The following is a 16,548-nucleotide window of genomic DNA, read 5'->3' as shown; positions in this document are numbered from 1 at the left end:
TCGGAAGGCGCGCGTCAACCGCGTCGCAGGCGTAAAAAAACGTTGCAACCGCGTGGGGGCAACGTTTTTTTACGCCTGCGGACGCCGAAGAGTCTGCGGACAGATCAGGCCGGGCGGATGCGGCCGTCTTCCACCAGCAAGAGCGCCGCGCCGGGGTCGGCCTTGCGCAGCAGGTCCACGGTGTGCGGCTGGCAGGTGAAGTAGAGCAGTTGGTGGGCCGCTTCGGGGTCGCCGCCCGTGAGGTCTACAAAGGCTCTGGCTGTGCGTTCGGCGCGCTGGGGGTCGAAGTTGACCAGCACTTCGTCCATGATCACAGGCAGGGGCGTGGCATGGACCGCATGGTTTTTAATGTAGGCCAGGCGCAAGGCCAGGTAGGCCTGCTCCCGTGCGCCGCGACTGAGGGTTTCCGGCCCGGCGGCTTCTCCTTCGGCAGGCAGGATGCGCAGGCTGGCGTCCTCCAGTGATGCGCTGATGCCCCGCCAGCGGCGGCCCGTGATACGGCAGAAGATCTGGGAGGCCAGGCGGATGACTTCGGGCTGGCGCTCCTGTTCAAAGGCGCGTTTGGCCGATTCCAGCAAGGCTCGGGCCAGGGCGGCGCGACTCCAACCTGCGGCCAGGCGCTCCATGCTTTCCAGCAGAGAGGCCTCCTGCTGCCGCAAGCGGGAGAGCGCGTCCGCACGGGAGAGAGCTTCCACGCGGTTCGCCAGTTCCCCTGTCTTTTTGACCAAAGCATCCTCCCGCTCCACCAGCGCGGGCAGTTCTTCGTCAATGGCGGCGCAGCGCCGTTCCTGACTCTCCTGATCTGCAGCCTCGAAGCCGGCCAGAAAATCTTCCAGCGGCGCGCCGTCGGCAGCCTGGCTCAGGGCGTCTTCCAGGTATTGCCGACGCTGGCGCAGGGCCGTGCGTTCTTCATGCAGGGCCGCCAGGCGCAAAAAGTGTTCCGCATCCTGTGCGCCTGCCAGGGCCAGCAGGCTCTGCCGGGCCAGGTCGGCGGCTTCCAGGGCGGCTGTGGCCGCAGCTACGCTATCCGCCTGCTCCACGGCGCGGCGTTCCAGAACGTCGTGCTGGGCCTGCGCTGCGGCGGCGTTTTCCGCTGCGGTCAGGGCGGCGTCCAGACTTTCCAGCCAACGGGGCGTGCCGTCGGCGTCGCGTTCCGGTTGGCGCTGCAGTTCATGAAGCAGACTTTCCAGCGGTTCGCGCAGAGCGGACAGTTCTGCCCGGCTCTGGGCCAGGACCGTTTGGGCGCGCTCCAGTTCGGCAGCGGCGGCCAGGCAGGTGTCCATGGAGGCAAAAGCCTGGCGCACGGTTTCCGGATTGAGGTCCGCGCCCAGCCCTAGTCCCTCCAGGCTGGCGGTCCAGGTTTGCCGGGCGGCGGCCAGGCGTTCTTCAGCCTGCTGCTGCGCGGCGGCGGCCCGGTTTTGGCGGTCTGTGGCGCGCCGACATTCGCTCTGGGCATTGTGCAAGACGGCTTCGGCCTTGATGCGCTGCTCCCGCGCGGCTTCAGCATCGCGGCAGGCGTCCAGCACCTGGCGCACGGCGCGGGTCAGGGCTGCCGCGTCCGCCGGCTCCGGCAAAAGATCCGCCACGGCGGGCACGGTGCGCAGGCGTGTTTCCTGTGCGCACATATCCGCTTCCAGCGCTTCCAGTTCTGTTCGGGCGGCGGCCACCCCGCCAAGAGCCAGACGGGCCGCCTCCACCTTGGCGAAAAAGGCGGCTGCGCCTTCAGGGGCGGGCACGGCGCCCACATGCAGGGCCAGTAAAAACTCGTGCCAGCGGCGGCGCACCTGCTGCACCTGCGCCTCGGCCGCCGCATGGACGGTCTGCAGGTGGGCCAGTTCCGCGCGGGCCTGGTCCAGGGCCTGCCGGAGCGTTTCCATATCCTTGCGGGCGCGCTCTTCTCGGAAGCAGAGTTCCCTTTCCCGCTCCAGCCGCACTTCCGTGGCTTCCAGGGTGACCATATCCAGGTCGGGCACGTCCGCCGTGGCGCAGAGTTGCCGGGCCTGTTCCTTCAGCTCGGCCACATGGGCGGCGCAGGCGTCGCGGCGGCTCTGCAGGTGGGCGAATTCGTTCTTGCGGCGGCGGCGTTCCGGCCCATCGTGGGGCAGGCCCGCAGCCAGAAAGCCCACGCCGCAGAACAGGATCAGATACCCTGACCAGAGATTGACCGGCATCTCAAGCCCTTGGGTCAGAGGCAGGCTGGTGACGCCCAGCCGCCAGGCGGCCAGGAGCGTGCCGGCTCCAGCCAGGAACAACGCGGCGCCCAGAAGCAGCAGGGGCAGGTTTTTGATGCTGCGGGCGGGCGTTTCGCTGATAAGGCGACCTTCCAGCTCGGCCAGGCGTTCCTGCTCTGTGGCGAGCGTGGAGGAAAGAGCGCGCAACTGGCGCAGGGCTGTGGTCTGGCTCTCCAGCACCTCGCGGGCCGGACCGTTGAGGGCGCGTTGTTCTTCACGCAGCCGCTCCATGCGGTTTCTGACGTCCGCAACATCGTCTTCGCTCCGGCGCACGTCCTGGGCGGCGGTTTCGGCCTGGGCCAGCTGCGTCTGGACTGCCGCGGCCAGTTGCAGAGCCTCGTCCTGACGGGCCAGCAGGTTGTCCAGAATGCGCCCGGCTTCCTGCTCGTCCTTTTCATCCGCAGTCGCGCCGCTAAGCCGCAACGGGGCATAGGCGCGGGCAAAGGTTGTGCGGGCTTCCTGTACCGCAGCCAGACGCCCCGGGCGCTGGCGGGAGGCCTCTTCATGGCGGGCAAGCGCCTGGCGCAGATCGTCGCGGGTCTGGTCGTCCACGACCGCCGTCGGGGTGGGCAGCAATTCCAGCGCCTGCGCTGCCGTGGCGGCCTCGCGTTTCGCTGCGGCCGTTTCCTGATTGCACTGGTGCAGGGTGCCTACGGCGGCCTGGTGGGCGGACATGGCGGCGTCCATTTCCCTGGCCTGTTTTTCCAGATCTTCACGGGCGAACAGGGAGCGGTCCGTGGCGCGGATACGTTCGCAGGTCCAGTCCGGGCCCAGCCGGGCGAGCTCGCGTTGAAGATTTTCTTCCGCCCGTCGGCAGGCGGTTTCCTGGGCGGCCAGCGCGCCTTCGGCCTGGCGGAAGCCGCTTTTGCGCTCCGTCAGGCGGCGTAGGGCGGGCAGGGCGGCCAGCAGGGGCGGGTCCAGCGTCACGGCGTCCCGCCGTTCTCGCAGCAGACGCAATTTTTCTTCTTCCGCAGCTAGTTGGCGGCGGCAGCTTTCCCCTGCCTCCTGGGCGCGGGCCAGTCGGGCCCGGCCGTCTTCGGGAAAGGCCGCGCCTTCCGGCTCCAGGCGCTCCAGCTGCGTGCCGGCCATGCGCCATTCGTTCCACTGCAGCCAGACGTTGCGGCGACGCTCCAGCTGGCGGCGTTCCGCTTCCAGAGCCGTGCGGCGGTGGCGGGTCTGGCGCAGATGTTCCCGGCTGGCGGCCAGTTCTGCGGCCAGGGCGTCGTAGCCCGCACTTTCTTGCTCCAGTTCAGCCATTTTTTTGCGCAGGTCTGTGAGCTGGCGCAGGGCTTTGTTGAGCTGTGGCACGCTGCCGCCGGGTTTGAACAGGGCTGCTTGCCGGGTTTCAAGAGCTTTCAGCGCCTCGGCCGGCGAGCGCAGGCCGGGGCCAAAGCTGGCGCCGTAGAGGGCGTTGCGCACGCCTTCGCCCGTGAGGCTTTTGAGATCTTCCAGTTCCGTAAGGCTGAAGCCGAAGACCTTGCGGTAGACCTCCCGATCCACGCCGGCCAGCAGGCGCTGCAGAACATCGGCCTCCAGCGGATGGCCCGCGTTGTCCAGCAGGGTCAGGCCGCCCGCGCCGGGGCGCCTTGTGAGACGCAGCAGGCCGGTTCCCCGGGCATTGAGAGTAAGGCTGCCGCCGGCCCTGCCGCCCCGCAGAGGGCCGGGCAGGGCCTTGCCTTCATTGCTGTGGGGTGAGGGGTAGCCCGTGAGGGTTGTGCGTAGGAATTCCAGGCAGGTGGATTTGCCGGCCTCGTTCTCGCCCAGAAAGATATTCAGGCCGGGAGAGAGTTTTTCCACGCCGATGTCGGCAAAAATGCCGAATCCATCTATGTGAAAGGACTGTATATACATCAGCGCGCCTCCAGCAGGTCGGTGCACAGGCGTCGGGCTTCTTCCAGCAGGGCGCGCCGGTTGGCGGCATCCACCGGGGAGAGCAGTTTGCGCAGTTGGCCATGCCCGTACAGGGGGGCCAGGGCCGTATCCGCCAGGGCGGCGAGAGCTTCCGGTTGGTCCTCCAGATTCTGGGCCAGCCGCAGCACCTCTCCCAGCAGATCTTCGCGGGCCAGAGCGGCTTCCATATCCAGCAGCGGGCTGGTGGACGCCTGCATATCCTTGATCCAGACGCCGGGGGTGGCTGTTTGCAGGGCTTCCAGGCGTTCAATGAGGTCGGTCTGATGGGTTGGGTCGCGCAACAGCGTATCCAACCCTGTGCGGCCGCACAGCCGCAGCCGGGCAATAAGGGCTTCGCAACCGGGGGGCGTGGCTTCGGCCGCCGCTTCCAGGGCGGCGGCAAGGCGCGTTTCGACCACATCCAGCTGCTCTACGCCGTCCAGGTCAGCCTCTACAAGGGCCCACTGCACGGGCCCTAGGCGTACCGGTTCGGCCTGGCAAACGTATCCGCCCTCCGGCGTGGGGCGGGCGCTTACCCGCAGGCAGCCGCGCGGGCCGGGTTCGTTGATGTGCAGACCCTGGGCACTGCCGCTGTAAGCTACAAAGGGAGTCTGGGACAGGATCTGACCTTCGTGCACATGGCCGAGGGCCCAGGCGTCCAGCCCGGCGGCCTTGAGGTCTTCCAGGGAGCAGGGCGCGTAGCGGTCCGCCTTGGCCTGTCCTTCGAGTGTGCAGTGGAGTACCCCCAGCTGAAAGCAGTCCTTTTCTGCATCCCGGCGGAAGAGACGGGCCAGATTGCGGTTTTCGCGCAGACGGGCGTGGCTTATGCCGTGGACCACCGCCAGTGGGCGGCCGTCCTGTCCCACCGTGCGGCTTTCCACCTCCGGCCCGAACACGGTGACGTTGTCCGGCCAGGTAAGCGTTGTGAGCTGCGAGTTGAGGGGGTCATGGTTGCCGTGCGCCAGAAACACGCGCACGCCCACGGCTTCCAGACGGCGGCAGCCGTCGCGCAGGGCCAGTTGGGCTTTGACGCTGTGGTTCTCTTCATTATAGATGTCGCCGGCCAGGACGAGGAAGTGGGGTTTTTCCGTTTCACAGAGGCGAAACAGCCGCTCCAGGGCGGTGAAGGTGGCCTCGCGCAGAAGGCGGGCCAGATGTTCGCCCTGGGCCGTTTCGCGGGCAAGGCCGAGAAAGGGCGTGTCCAGATGCAGGTCCGCCGCGTGGATATAACGTACAACGTCCATGGCAAGCCTCGGGTTGTGCCGGATAGGCGGTTGCCGCGGCGCGGGGCGCGGTGATTCTGTCGGGCCGCATGTGCCGGGCCTGCGGCAAAGCCGTATGGGTATGCCGGAGGCCATAATCTAGACTTTTTCAATACCTATGACAAGAGGGCGGACAATGCCGCGCAGGGGCGTGGTTCTCCCTGCGGGTGCTTTTTGGAGTAAAAAAAATATAAAATGTTTAATAACAATTTGTTATGTAAAATATACGACATCGATAAAGTAAAAAAAGTAAAGAAAAGTCCGGCAGGGGGCTGGTTTTTGTTAGAAAAAATTGATACTATTAATGCCTTAGCAATGTTGCCGACTTTGGGGGGCTTTCATTGTCCTTTGTACGTCGGCATATAACGACGCTCTATCTTGTGAAAAATTTCAGACCATGCGGCGCTGGGGGAGTGCCGGGCAGGGGAGCGGCCTTGAGATGGTCTGGAGCAAGCATTGCGAGAGGTCGGCATGGAAGTGAATCATCAAATTCACAGTGTCTGCGGCATGTGCAGCGTGCGCTGTCCCATTACTGTGGAAGAACGCAACAATACCATAGCCATGATCTATGGGAACAAGCAAAGCCCCCTCAAAGGGGCCTTGTGCGCGCGCGGCGTTGCCGGCAAGGCCCTGGAAGAGGATGCAGAACGGCCCCACGGCCCGCTGATCCGCGCTGGGGAGCGCGGCGAGGGGAAGTGGCGCGAGGTCTCCTGGGACGAGGCTTTTGACTATGTGGCCCGCAAGGTGGCCGCAGCTCAGGAAAAGTACGGCAAAGAAACTGTCCTCTGGTCAGACCGTGAAGGCCCCTTTACCGACCTGTACCGCGCCTTTATGCGCGGGCTGGGTTCGCCCAACGTGTGCACGCACAGCCCTTCCTGCGACCTTAATACGCACCACGCCTGCAAGGCCGTGTTTGGCTACGGGCGGGGCATGATGGTCTACGACTACGCCAATTGCAAACATATTGTGCTGCAGACCCGCAACATTTTTGAAGCTCTCAATGTGGGCGAGGCGCGCACCGTGATGCGGGCCCTGCGCGGCGGCTGCAAACTTTCCGTCATAGATATCCGGCATACTGTCACGGCCTCCAAGGCCGATAACGTCTTTGTCATCCGGCCCGGCAGCGACTACGCCTTCAATCTGGCAATCATCAACACCCTCATTGCCCAGGGCCTCTATGATAAGAATTATGTGGCCGCCCATACTACCGGTTTTGAGGAGTTGCGCGCCTTTGTCGCCCCCTACACGGCCGCCTGGGCCGCCAATGAATGCGGCGTGGAGGCCCAGGCCATCGAAAATCTGGCCCATATGCTGGCGGAAGCAGCCCCGCACGTTATCTGGCATCCCGGCTGGATGACCTCGCGCTACAGCGATTCTTTTCAGGTGAGCCGCACCGCTCTGGTGATTACCGCCCTGTTGGGCGGCTTTGCCACGCCAGGCGGCATTCTGCCCGGCCGTACCCCCAAGGACTGCGGCAAGCCGGACCTCAAAAAATTTACGGATCTGTACACTGCCCCCCAGAGCCCCAGGGCCGATGGCCTGGGGCGGGACAACAAGGCCTTTGACACTGGCAAGGGCATGCTGCACCGGGCCTTCCGGGCCATCAACAATCCTGAAGGCACCCCGCCCGTCAAAATTTATTTTGCCTGGCGGCACGACCCCCTGCAGGGCTTCCCTGACCCGGACGCCATGCGCAAGCTCTTTTCTGGTCTGGACCTGCTGGTCAGCGTGACCTTTTCCTGGTCCGACACAGCCTGGTTTGCCGACGTGGTGCTGCCCCTTTCCACCTATCTGGCCAGAGACAGCATCATCGCGGGCAAAAAGGGCCTGAAACCCCAGTTTTTTGTGCGGCGGCAGGCCGTGCGCCCCAAGTTCAACAGTAAGGCCGACTGGCAGATTATCGGCGGGCTTGCCCAAAGGCTGGGGCTGGACGCGCTGCATTTTGCCCGCGTGGAAGACGTCTGGAGCTACCAGCTGCGGGGCACCGGGCTGAAAATCGCGGATTTTGACGCCAAGGGCTTTGTTTCCCTGACCAAGGAACCTCTTTACGCCGACCTTGAAACCTTAAAGCTCCCCACAGCATCCGGCAAGATTGAGCTGGCCAGCACGGGCTACGGGGCCAAGGCCGGCCTGAACATGCTGCAGCCCTATACGCCCCCCACGCCGCCGCCGCCCGGCGCTTTTCGCATTACCTTTGGCCGGGCCGCCGTGCACACCCAGGGGCATACCGTCAACAACCCCCTGCTGCTGGAGCAGATGCCGGAAAATACCGCCTGGATACATACGGAAAGGGCCAGGGCCGCCGGGCTTGTGCCGGGTGACCGGGTGCGCGTTCTGGACGCCACGGGCGTCAGCATGGGCGAGGTGGGCCTTAAAATTACGGATCTCATCCATCCGGAGGCCCTGTTTGTGGTGCACGGCTTTGGCCATAAATTGCCTTGTGAAAGTCGGGCGTTTCACAAGGGCGTTTCCGACAGCATTTGTCTACGCGGAGGACTAGCCATGGAAGACGAAGCCGGTGGCGGGCTCTCCCTGCAAGAACATTTTGTCACCCTGGAAAAGGTTTAGATTTTTCAGATTTTTTTCATAGCTGGAGGAGATGCATGAATAAAGTCGGCATCACACATATACATGCGGAGTGTATAGGCTGCAAAGCCTGTGAAGTGCAGTGCCGCAGCATTCACGGAGATCAGATCGTCAGCCCCTTTTGTCAGATTCGGGAGGCGCTGCACAAAAAGCAGCGGCCCCATGCCGTGGAGTTTACTTATCTTGCCTGTTTTCACTGCAAAAAACCCAAGTGCGTGCCCGCCTGCCCCACAGGAGCCATGCGTGCGCGTGCCGATGGGCTTGTCTACCTGGAGGCCGACCTCTGCGACGGCTGCAAAGCCTGCATTGCGGCCTGCCCGTGGCACATCCCCGTATGGAACCCCCGGACCGGCAAAGTGGAAAAGTGCGATCTGTGCAAAGACCGCATTGACCAAGGCCTGGAACCGGCCTGTGTGGCTACCTGCGCCATGAGTTGTCTGCACTTTTCCGGCGTGGACGCTGCACAACCGCACTAGGCAGGGCAGCAGCCGCACGGCGCAGAAGATTTACAGCGCAAAGGCAAGCCGCATAGCAAGGCAACCAAAGCGGCGTCGTCAGGCCCGTCGCCACCGCGCCCAACGGCAGCAGCGCGCGGTACAGGGGCGGAGCGGGACAACCCGCAGGCGCAACCCAGGGACCGGAGCCGCGTGGCCCGCACCCCGCGCCATAGCACAGTAACCCGAGGAGGTCGTATCTTATGAACCGCAAGAGATTCGTTCTGGGCATCACCACCCTGTTCCTGCTCGCCATGGCAGGGCAGGCCTTTGCCGCGGGCAACGACGGCATCAGCGCCGCCATTGCCAAGCAGCTGGCCGCCGCGCCCGGCAGTATTGACGCCAACGCCGCGCCCGGCTATCTGGGCATTCCCGGCGGACCGCATGTGAGCACCTTGCTGGCCTTTGGCTGGGCCCTGTGGGTGGGCTGGATCTTCTCCACTGTGGGCGCCTTTGGTGGTGTTATGGCTGCTGTGGGGCACATGAGCGTTTACGGCCTTGGCGCCTACGCCAAGTCTTTCCCCAAAATCATGAATGCCGACGGCAAGCTGGTGAACGCGCCGCTCAACGCCACGGTTACGGACTCCGTACGCGCCTCCAACCAGATGCTGGTGGGGCTTTCTTCCGTCATCAGCACCTTTACCTACTACCGTATGAAGCGCCTGGTGTTGCCCCTGGGCATTGCCCTGGGTCTCGGATCCATCATCGGCGCTTTCGGTTCCGCCACGCTCACGGCCGGCAAGCTGAATTTCTCGTCCTATCAGGGCTATTTCGGCGTTTTCGTGCTTATGCTTGGCCTCTACCTGACCTGGGAAACGTCCCCCGCCGGGCAGCGCTCCAAAAGCAAGGCCAAAGAAGCCGCCAAGGCTTTTGAAGCCGCGGTCAAAAGCAAAAAAACCGATGGCGGCACGGCCCCCACGGGCGTGCAGATCATCAAATTCACACCGACCACCTGCCAGTTTACCTTCTGTGGCGTGGAATTTGCATTTAACCCGCTGCTTCCCTTCCTGGGCGGTCTGGTCATCGCCAGCATCGCTGCCTTTCTCGGCGTGGGCGGCGGTTTTCTGCTGGTACCCTTTATCACCAGCGTGACTCAGCTGCCCATGTATCTGGCCGCCGGCACCTCCGCCCTGGCCGTGCTGGTGAGCATGATTACCGGCATTACCACCCTGATGCTCCACGGCGTCATGGTGGACTGGCAACTGGTGGGCATAGAACTGGCTGGCGTGGCCGTGGGGTCCATTGTGGGCCCCTACACCTCCCGCTTCTTCTCCGACCTCTGGCTGAAGCGCATCTTCATTCTTCTGGCCCTTTATGTGGGCATTGACTATGTGTTGCGCGGCTTCTTCAACTACCGCATCTTCGGCTAACCACTGACGCGCCGCAGCGCACAACAGGCTTTTCACCGCCTTGGGCCGACATTGGCAAAGGCGTCAGGATCAAGGGCGGCGGGCGAACACCATTGCGGTTGCTCGCCGCCCTGATTTTGCAGGTCGGAATCTCCATGAAAGCACTGCTCATCTGGCTCGACGTTTTTTTTATCCTCCCTTATCGCCTGGTGGACGAACCTGTGGCGGCCTACCTGCTGGGCACGGCAGCTTTGGCCCTGCTGGCCGCGGTGACGGGGGTCTGTACACTGAATCTGGCCCTGCGCCTGCACGGAAAACGCCTGGAAAAATATCAGAACGACATGCAGCACTACAACGCCCTGGGCGAAACCGCCCTGCAGGGCGGCAGCAAGGAAACTTTCAAAGTCGTCAACCGTCAGGGCCACGAAGCCTTCGGCTACTACTTCTCCTTGAGCGGCGCGCTGTTTGTGGCATCCCTCTGGCCTGTGCCCCTCATCCTGGCCTGGATGCAGCTGCGTTTTGGCGAGACCAGCCCCGTTCTGCCTTTCTCCCTGCCCCTCTTCGGCAACAAACCGGGCATGGTTTTCTGGTTTCTTATCCTCTATATTCCTCTGCGCATGCTCTGCACCCGCGTCTGGCGTCGCCTGCGTCGCAGCCGCCCCGCGCCGGAACTGCGCGCGCCGCAGGCCTGAAGAAAGAAATTTTTTGTTGGGGCGGGATAGAAATGCTTTGTGGAGGGGAAGGGAACTTTTGTGAATAAAAGTTCCCTTCCCCTCACACCTTCCATTCTCAAAAAACTTTTTCCGTTCAGGCGGTGCGGACGGTATCCAGGTTACGACTTCTTTCGGTAAGAAAATCGGGCCATTTGAAATGAAATTCTTTTTCATATAAGATGGACAACCGCAGGAGCCGACAGCTCCCGTAGATCTTTGTAAGGAGAAGCCGCATGGACAACCGTTTCGGTACCACAGAGGACATGATCATCCAGCCTGTTGAGGAAAACGGCGCAACTTACATGCTGGCCATTGACAAGGCCGGCCTGTACATGACGACAGCCACCTATGTGGGGAGCGTTATGGCGGACCGCAACCGCTACAGCTCTGACCGCAAAGGCGTCAAGGCGCGTCTGGTCGCTTTGGGGCTTGACCCGGAGGAGCTTTTGAACGCCAATCAGCACCGCATCAAAAGTGAGACTGTGTCCACCAAGAAGGTGAACCCCCTCAAGGCTTCCAAGCGCGGGTCCAAGGGGTAAAGGGCGGTTTTGCCATCGTACAATCCCTGCGGAACACTCCGCTGGGCGCAAAAACGGCTTGCCTTCATGAAGGCAAGCCGTTTTTGCGTGTGCATCAGTTACACGAACGGACAGGTCTGCGCTTGCAGGGCGCTCACAGGAGATGCGTTTGAAAGCCCAGGGGCGGGCTTCAGGGGCATTGCAGACGCCCCTGCGTGCGTACGCAAGCATGCCCGCAAGGCGGGCGGGCGTTCGGCCTGGCCTTGAGAGGCGTCTGTTTTACGGCAAAAACGCTAGTCGGCAAACAATTCCTTCACATTGTGCGGCTTGGAGCGCAGGTAGGGACGCGGTGCACCGGGGATGGTCAGGCCCAGGGCAGCGGCGGCGTGCCAGGGCCAGCGCGGGTCATAGAGCATGGCCCGGCCAATGCCCACCATGTCCGCCTGACCTGTGCCCACAATGCTGGAGGCCAGTTCTGCTTCGGTGATGAGGCCCACGGCTATGACCGGCAGGCCGGGCACGGCAGCCTTGATGCGGGCGGCCAGTCCCACCTGATAGCCGGGGGCGAGCGCTATGCGCTGATCCGGCGTGAGCCCGCCGCCCGAAACATGGATATAGGCCGCACCGTCCTGGGCCACGGCCTGGGCAAACACGGCGCATTCCTCCACATCCCAGCCGCCGGCGGCAAAGTCTGTGCCGGAAACGCGCACGCCCACGGGCAGTTGCGGCACGGCGGCGCGCACGGCCGCCAGCACGGCCAGGGGGAAGCGCATACGGTTTTCCAGGCTGCCGCCGTAGACGTCCGTACGCTGGTTGCTCAGGGGAGAAAGAAACTGGTGCATCAGATAGCCGTGAGCCGCGTGCAGTTCAATGGCGTCGTAGCCCGCCTGCGCGGCGCGTTGGGCCGATTGGGCAAAGGAGGCTGTGAGCCGCTCCAGGTCGGCGGCGCTGAGGGCCGTGGGGGTATGGTGGCCGGGGGCGTAGGGCAGGGCCGAGGGGGCACATATTTCCCAGCCGCCCTGGTCCGGGGCAAGCGGCCCGCCGCCTTCCCAGGGGCGGCCCGTGGCCCCTTTGCGGCCAGAATGACCCAATTGCACGGCAATGGGCGTGCGGCTGCCGCACTGGCGGATAAACTGCAGCATGGTTTTGTGTGCCGCCTCTTGCGTTTCGTCCCAAAGACCAAGGTCGTAGGGCGAAATGCGCCCGGCGGGTTCCACCGCCGTGGCCTCCACAATAAGCAGACCCGCGCCGGAAAGCGCCAGATGTCCGTAGTGCATGCTGTGCCAGGGCATAGGGCGTCCGTCCTGGGCGGAATATTGGTCCATGGGCGGGATAACAATGCGGTTGGCCAAATTGAGGCCGCCGACGGAAATGGGGGTAAACAGAGGGTTCATAGTGCCTCCTGGGATTGATGCCGAATCATACAGAAAGACTTTTCTTTTGTTAACTCATTTTAATATCAATATGTTATCATATTTTTGGGGGTTTGTGGACGCGGCACATACGGTTTTTGCCGCCCAGAAGGCGTCCTGGCGGGAGAGCTTTTGGCACCGTTGCCTTGGCACGGGAAACGGGGTCGCGTAACTTTTATCCATCCTGCTCCGGCTACGGGCGCTGCAAAACAGCTGGGAGCGGGTCTGGCGAAAAGTTTTTCTTTACACTTTGTTCACGGGCAGTTTGACGTACTGGATGCCGTTGACGGCCGCGCCGAACTGGCCTGTGCGCATATTGGCCTGGATAGACGGCAAAATAAGCGGCGGTACAGCCTTGCCGGTATCGTCGGCCCGGCGGCGGGAGACAAAGGCGGTTTTGTCTATGCCCATGTGCAGGCGCACGTTGTGGGTTTTCTGTTCGGCCACAGTGGCCATGCACTGGGGGCCGCGCGCGCCGTCGGGCGGGTAGTCGTGGCCCACATAGATGCGGCAGTTGTCCGGCAGAGCAAAGAGCTTGCGGGAGGATTCGTAGGAATCCTCGGCGCTGCCGCCGGGAAAGTCGCAGCGGCCGGAACCCACATCGGGGAGAAAAATGGTGTCGCCCACAAAGGCAGCGTCGCCCACAATGTAGGTGGTGTCTGCCGGTGTGTGCCCAGGGGTGTGGATGATCCTGGCGGGCATGCCGGCCAGGCTGAATTCTTCGTCATTGGCGAAGAGGTGGTCAAACTGGGAACCGTCGGCCGGGGTGTCGTCCATGGTCTGGAAAATGGGCACCCAGGTGGCGATGATGTCCAGGATGTGGCGGCTGATGGCGATTTTTCCTCCCAGTTGCGCTTTGATGTAGCTGGCGGCGGTAAGGTGGTCGGCGTGGATGTGGGTTTCGAGAATCCATTCCACGGTCAGGCCCTGGGCGCGCACAAAGGCGATGACCGCATCGGCGGAAGTGGTGGCCGTGCGGCAGGAGGGCAGGTCGTAGTCCAGCACGCTGTCGATGACGGCGCAGCGGTGTTGAGAATCTTCAGCGGACCAGACCACATAGGTCCAGGTGGCGGTAATGGGATCAAAAAAACCACGAACGAGAGGCGCGGACATGGTAAACTCCTTTGGCCTGGGGGTGGAACGGTTACTGGCAGCTGGCGCCGGGGCTTTTGCCGCCGCCGATGGCGCAAGAGCCCGATGTGCAGGCGGTTTTTTTGTTCCAGGGGGCGCGCATGAGCAGCATGGCCATGCCGCACCAATTGGTCAGACCGGAGAAGACCTGCCCCGCGCCCACAAACAACGCGCCCAAGAAAAAGACGCCGTGGACAAAGATGCCCAACAGGATGAAGAGCAGAGAGAGCGCGCCGGCCGCCAGGCGCACCTGACGGTCCAGAGCCGAGGAGGTTTCGGCTGTTTTGGGCTGACCTTGGCCGGTGGTGGGCAGGCCCGCTTCCTGGCAAGCCGCCAGGCCGCCTTCAATGACGCGCACGTCTGTAAAGCCGGCCTCCATAAATTTGGCGGCTGCGGTCTGGGCGCGCCGACCGCTGGCGCAAAGGGTGAGGATGGGGGTATCCTGGAGGACGCCGCTGCGCAGGGCCAGGTCCTGTGGGTTCAACTCCGCTACCGGAGCAAAGGCTGTGGGCCGGGCCAGACGTTTTTCGGCGAACTCCATAGGGGTGCGCACGTCCACGATGAGCATCTGCTGTAGATCCAGGGCGTGCAGGTCCTTGGCGCTGATGGTGCGTACGGCGGACATGAAGCCTCCTTGGGCATATGCCTTTGCAGTGGATGATAAGACAATGATAGCAATTCCTGTTCTTTTTAACTATGCCAAAGTTTGTAGTCTTTTTCAACTGTGAAATGGAAAGCGTACGGGTGGGGGGCAGGCCTGCGGCGCAAAAAAATCCCCGTCTGGGCGGGGGAATCCGTACAAAAAGCGGGGCCTCCGCTTGAGCAGAGACCCCGCCGGAGAGGGGCAAAGGGAAGAGGAGGCCTAGTACATGCCGTCCATACCGCCCATGCCACCCATGCCGCCGGGCATGGGGGCGTCCTTCTTGGGTTCAGGCTTTTCGGCAATGGCGCACTCGGTGGTCAGCAGCAGGGAGGCCACGGAAGCGGCGTTCTGCAGGGCCGTACGGGTAACCTTTTTGGGGTCGATGACGCCGGCCTTGATGAGGTCTTCGTATTCGCCGGTGGCGGCGTTAAAGCCGAAGCCGTCCTTGCCCTGGCGCACTTTTTCCACCACGATGGAGCCTTCAAAGCCCGCATTGTGGGCGATCTGGCGCAGGGGCTCTTCAATGGCGCGGCGCACAATGTTCACGCCGGCCAGTTCGTCGTCGTCGGCGGGCTTGATGTCGCCAAGCACCTTGCCCACGCGGATGAGGGCCGTGCCGCCGCCGGGGACGATGCCTTCCTCCACCGCAGCGCGGGTGGCGTTAAGGGCGTCTTCCACGCGGTCTTTCTTTTCTTTCATCTCCACTTCGGTAGCGGCGCCCACATGGACGACGGCCACGCCGCCCACGAGCTTGGCCAGACGTTCCTGCAGCTTCTCGCGGTCGTAGTCGGAGGTGCTTTCTTCAACCTGGGCGCGGATCTGCTTCACGCGGGCCTTGATGTCTTCGCTCTTGCCGGCGCCGTCCACAATGGTGGTGTTTTCTTTGTCCACCACAATGCGTTTGGCGGTGCCCAGCTGGGCCAGGGTCATGTTCTCCAGCTTGGAGCCGGTTTCTTCGGAGGCCACTTCGCCGCCGGTAAGGATGGCGATATCCTGCAGCATGGCCTTACGGCGGTCGCCGAAGCCGGGGGCCTTAACAGCCACCACCTGCAGGGCGCCGCGCAGCTTGTTGACCACCAGGGTGGCCAGGGCTTCGCCTTCCACGTCCTCGGCGATGATCATGAGCGGACGATTAACTTTGGCAACCTGTTCCAGCACGGGCAGCATGTCTTTCATGCTGGAGATTTTCTTTTCCGTGCACAGGATGTAGGGGTTGTCCATCTCGCAGACCATCTTTTCGGCGTTGGTCACGAAATAGGGAGAGAGGTAGCCGCGGTCAAAGCGCATGCCTTCCACCACGTCCATGGTGGTTTCCAGGCCCTTGGCTTCTTCAACGGTGATGACGCCTTCCTTGCCCACCTTGGCCATGGCCTCGGCAATGATGTTGCCGATGGTGGCGTCAGAGTTGGCGGAAATGGTGCCGATCTGGGCGATTTCTTTCTGGTCGCGGGTGGGCTTGGCCAGGTTGGCGAGTTCGGCGATCAGGGCTTCAACGCCCTTGTCGATGCCGCGCTTCACGGCCATGGGGTTGCGGCCGGCAGCCACCAGCTTGATGCCTTCATGATAGATGGCCTGGGCCAGAATGGTGGCGGTGGTGGTGCCGTCGCCGGCGGCGTCGGAGGTCTTGGAAGCCACTTCCTTGACCAGCTGCGCGCCCATGTTTTCAAACTTGTCGCTCAGCTCGATTTCTTTGGCTACCGTCACGCCGTCCTTGGTGATGACGGGCGCGCCGAAGGATTTCTCAATGGCCACGTTGCGGCCTTTGGGGCCCAGGGTCACCTTAACGGCGTCGGCAAGTTTGTCCACGCCGCGGGCGAGCTTTTCACGGGCTTTAACGTCAAAAAGAATTTCTTTAGCAGACATGGGGATATTTCCTCCTGAAAATGAAAAACGCTGAGGGGAGAGCTACTCAATAACGGCCAGGATGTCTTCTTCGCGCATGACCAGGTGGTCAACGCCGTCCAGCTTCACTTCCGTGCCGGCGTATTTGTTGAACAGCACCATATCGCCGGGCTTCACGGCCAGAGCCACGCGCTCGCCCTTTTCCCCAACCTTGCCCGGGCCCGCAGCCACAACCTCGCCCTTGGAGGGCTTTTCTTTGGCCGTATCAGGAATGTACAGGCCGCCGGCGGTCTTTTCTTCGGACTCAAGGCGCTTGACCAGCACTCGGTCGTTGAGGGGTTTCAGCTTCATGACGTCAAATCCTCCCGGAAATATTGTTTTTCTTGTCCCTTGTGGGGACACGGCGAAGACCGCTCTGAAGCGGCCGGGCCGGAAATATTGATTGCGCGTAATGGGCCGTGGCGAAAGAGCGCCGTG

Annotated in this window: 12 protein-coding genes; 5 read left to right on the top strand and 7 right to left on the bottom strand. The window is 62.8% G+C overall.

Features of this window, described 5'->3' with window-relative positions; all coding sequences use genetic code 11:
- Positions 1-104: 104 nt before the first annotated feature.
- Together EB812_RS07175 and EB812_RS07170 are read right to left on the bottom strand one after the other, a co-directional pair.
- Positions 105-4,082: an AAA family ATPase gene (locus tag EB812_RS07175; protein ID WP_130957974.1), complete on the bottom strand. Its 3,978-nt coding sequence runs from the start codon at positions 4,080-4,082 to the stop codon at positions 105-107.
- Complete coding sequence (locus EB812_RS07170) at positions 4,082-5,365, bottom strand: metallophosphoesterase family protein (protein WP_118228784.1); 1,284 nt, start codon at positions 5,363-5,365, stop codon at positions 4,082-4,084. The genes EB812_RS07175 and EB812_RS07170 overlap by 1 nt, the downstream gene beginning before the upstream one ends.
- Before the next feature lie 489 nt (positions 5,366-5,854).
- Here EB812_RS07170 and EB812_RS07165 point away from each other — a divergent pair, with 489 nt between their 5' ends.
- The 5 genes from EB812_RS07165 to EB812_RS07145 all read left to right on the top strand — a co-directional run bounded on the left by EB812_RS07165 (position 5,855) and on the right by EB812_RS07145 (position 11,064).
- Positions 5,855-7,951, top strand: coding sequence for a molybdopterin-dependent oxidoreductase (locus EB812_RS07165; RefSeq protein ID WP_118228785.1), 2,097 nt, complete (start codon positions 5,855-5,857; stop codon positions 7,949-7,951).
- Between the two features lie 35 nt (positions 7,952-7,986).
- A complete protein-coding gene (locus EB812_RS07160) occupies positions 7,987-8,445 on the top strand; it encodes a 4Fe-4S dicluster domain-containing protein (RefSeq protein WP_207287331.1) in 459 nt (152 codons plus the stop codon).
- 221 nt (positions 8,446-8,666) lie between these two features.
- Positions 8,667-9,833: a sulfite exporter TauE/SafE family protein gene (locus EB812_RS07155; RefSeq protein WP_130957973.1), complete on the top strand. Its 1,167-nt coding sequence runs from the start codon at positions 8,667-8,669 to the stop codon at positions 9,831-9,833.
- Positions 9,834-9,967: 134 nt separating this feature from the next.
- Positions 9,968-10,504, top strand: a complete 537-nt coding sequence (locus EB812_RS07150; protein ID WP_130957972.1) for a hypothetical protein — start codon at positions 9,968-9,970, stop codon at positions 10,502-10,504.
- 254 nt (positions 10,505-10,758) lie between these two features.
- The gene (locus tag EB812_RS07145) at positions 10,759-11,064 is read left to right on the top strand and encodes a hypothetical protein (RefSeq protein WP_130957971.1); all 306 of its coding nucleotides are present in this window, start codon (positions 10,759-10,761) and stop codon (positions 11,062-11,064) included.
- A gap of 272 nt (positions 11,065-11,336) precedes the next feature.
- Here EB812_RS07145 and EB812_RS07140 read toward each other — a convergent pair whose 3' ends face one another.
- The 5 genes from EB812_RS07140 to groES all read right to left on the bottom strand — a co-directional run bounded on the left by EB812_RS07140 (position 11,337) and on the right by groES (position 16,422).
- Entirely contained in the window at positions 11,337-12,437 is a 1,101-nt protein-coding gene (locus EB812_RS07140; RefSeq protein ID WP_130957970.1) for an NADH:flavin oxidoreductase/NADH oxidase, read from the bottom strand.
- Positions 12,438-12,698: 261 nt separating this feature from the next.
- Positions 12,699-13,568 carry an MBL fold metallo-hydrolase gene (locus EB812_RS07135; RefSeq protein WP_130957969.1) on the bottom strand — a complete coding sequence of 290 codons (870 nt, stop codon included), beginning with the start codon at positions 13,566-13,568 and terminating at the stop codon, positions 12,699-12,701.
- 31 nt (positions 13,569-13,599) lie between these two features.
- Positions 13,600-14,211, bottom strand: coding sequence for a rhodanese-like domain-containing protein (locus tag EB812_RS07130; RefSeq protein WP_130957968.1), 612 nt, complete (start codon positions 14,209-14,211; stop codon positions 13,600-13,602).
- Positions 14,212-14,448: 237 nt separating this feature from the next.
- Positions 14,449-16,092, bottom strand: a complete 1,644-nt coding sequence (gene groL, locus EB812_RS07125) for a chaperonin GroEL (RefSeq protein ID WP_130957967.1) — start codon at positions 16,090-16,092, stop codon at positions 14,449-14,451.
- A 42-nt stretch (positions 16,093-16,134) separates the two neighbouring features.
- The gene (groES, locus tag EB812_RS07120) at positions 16,135-16,422 is read right to left on the bottom strand and encodes a co-chaperone GroES (RefSeq protein ID WP_130957966.1); all 288 of its coding nucleotides are present in this window, start codon (positions 16,420-16,422) and stop codon (positions 16,135-16,137) included.
- Positions 16,423-16,548: the final 126 nt, after the last annotated feature.

This window comes from Desulfovibrio legallii, from assembly GCF_004309735.1.
Taxonomy (GTDB): domain Bacteria; phylum Desulfobacterota; class Desulfovibrionia; order Desulfovibrionales; family Desulfovibrionaceae; genus Desulfovibrio; species Desulfovibrio legallii.
The sequence above is the reverse complement of the archived record's forward strand: the minus strand, read 5'-3'. Positions and strand labels throughout refer to the sequence as shown.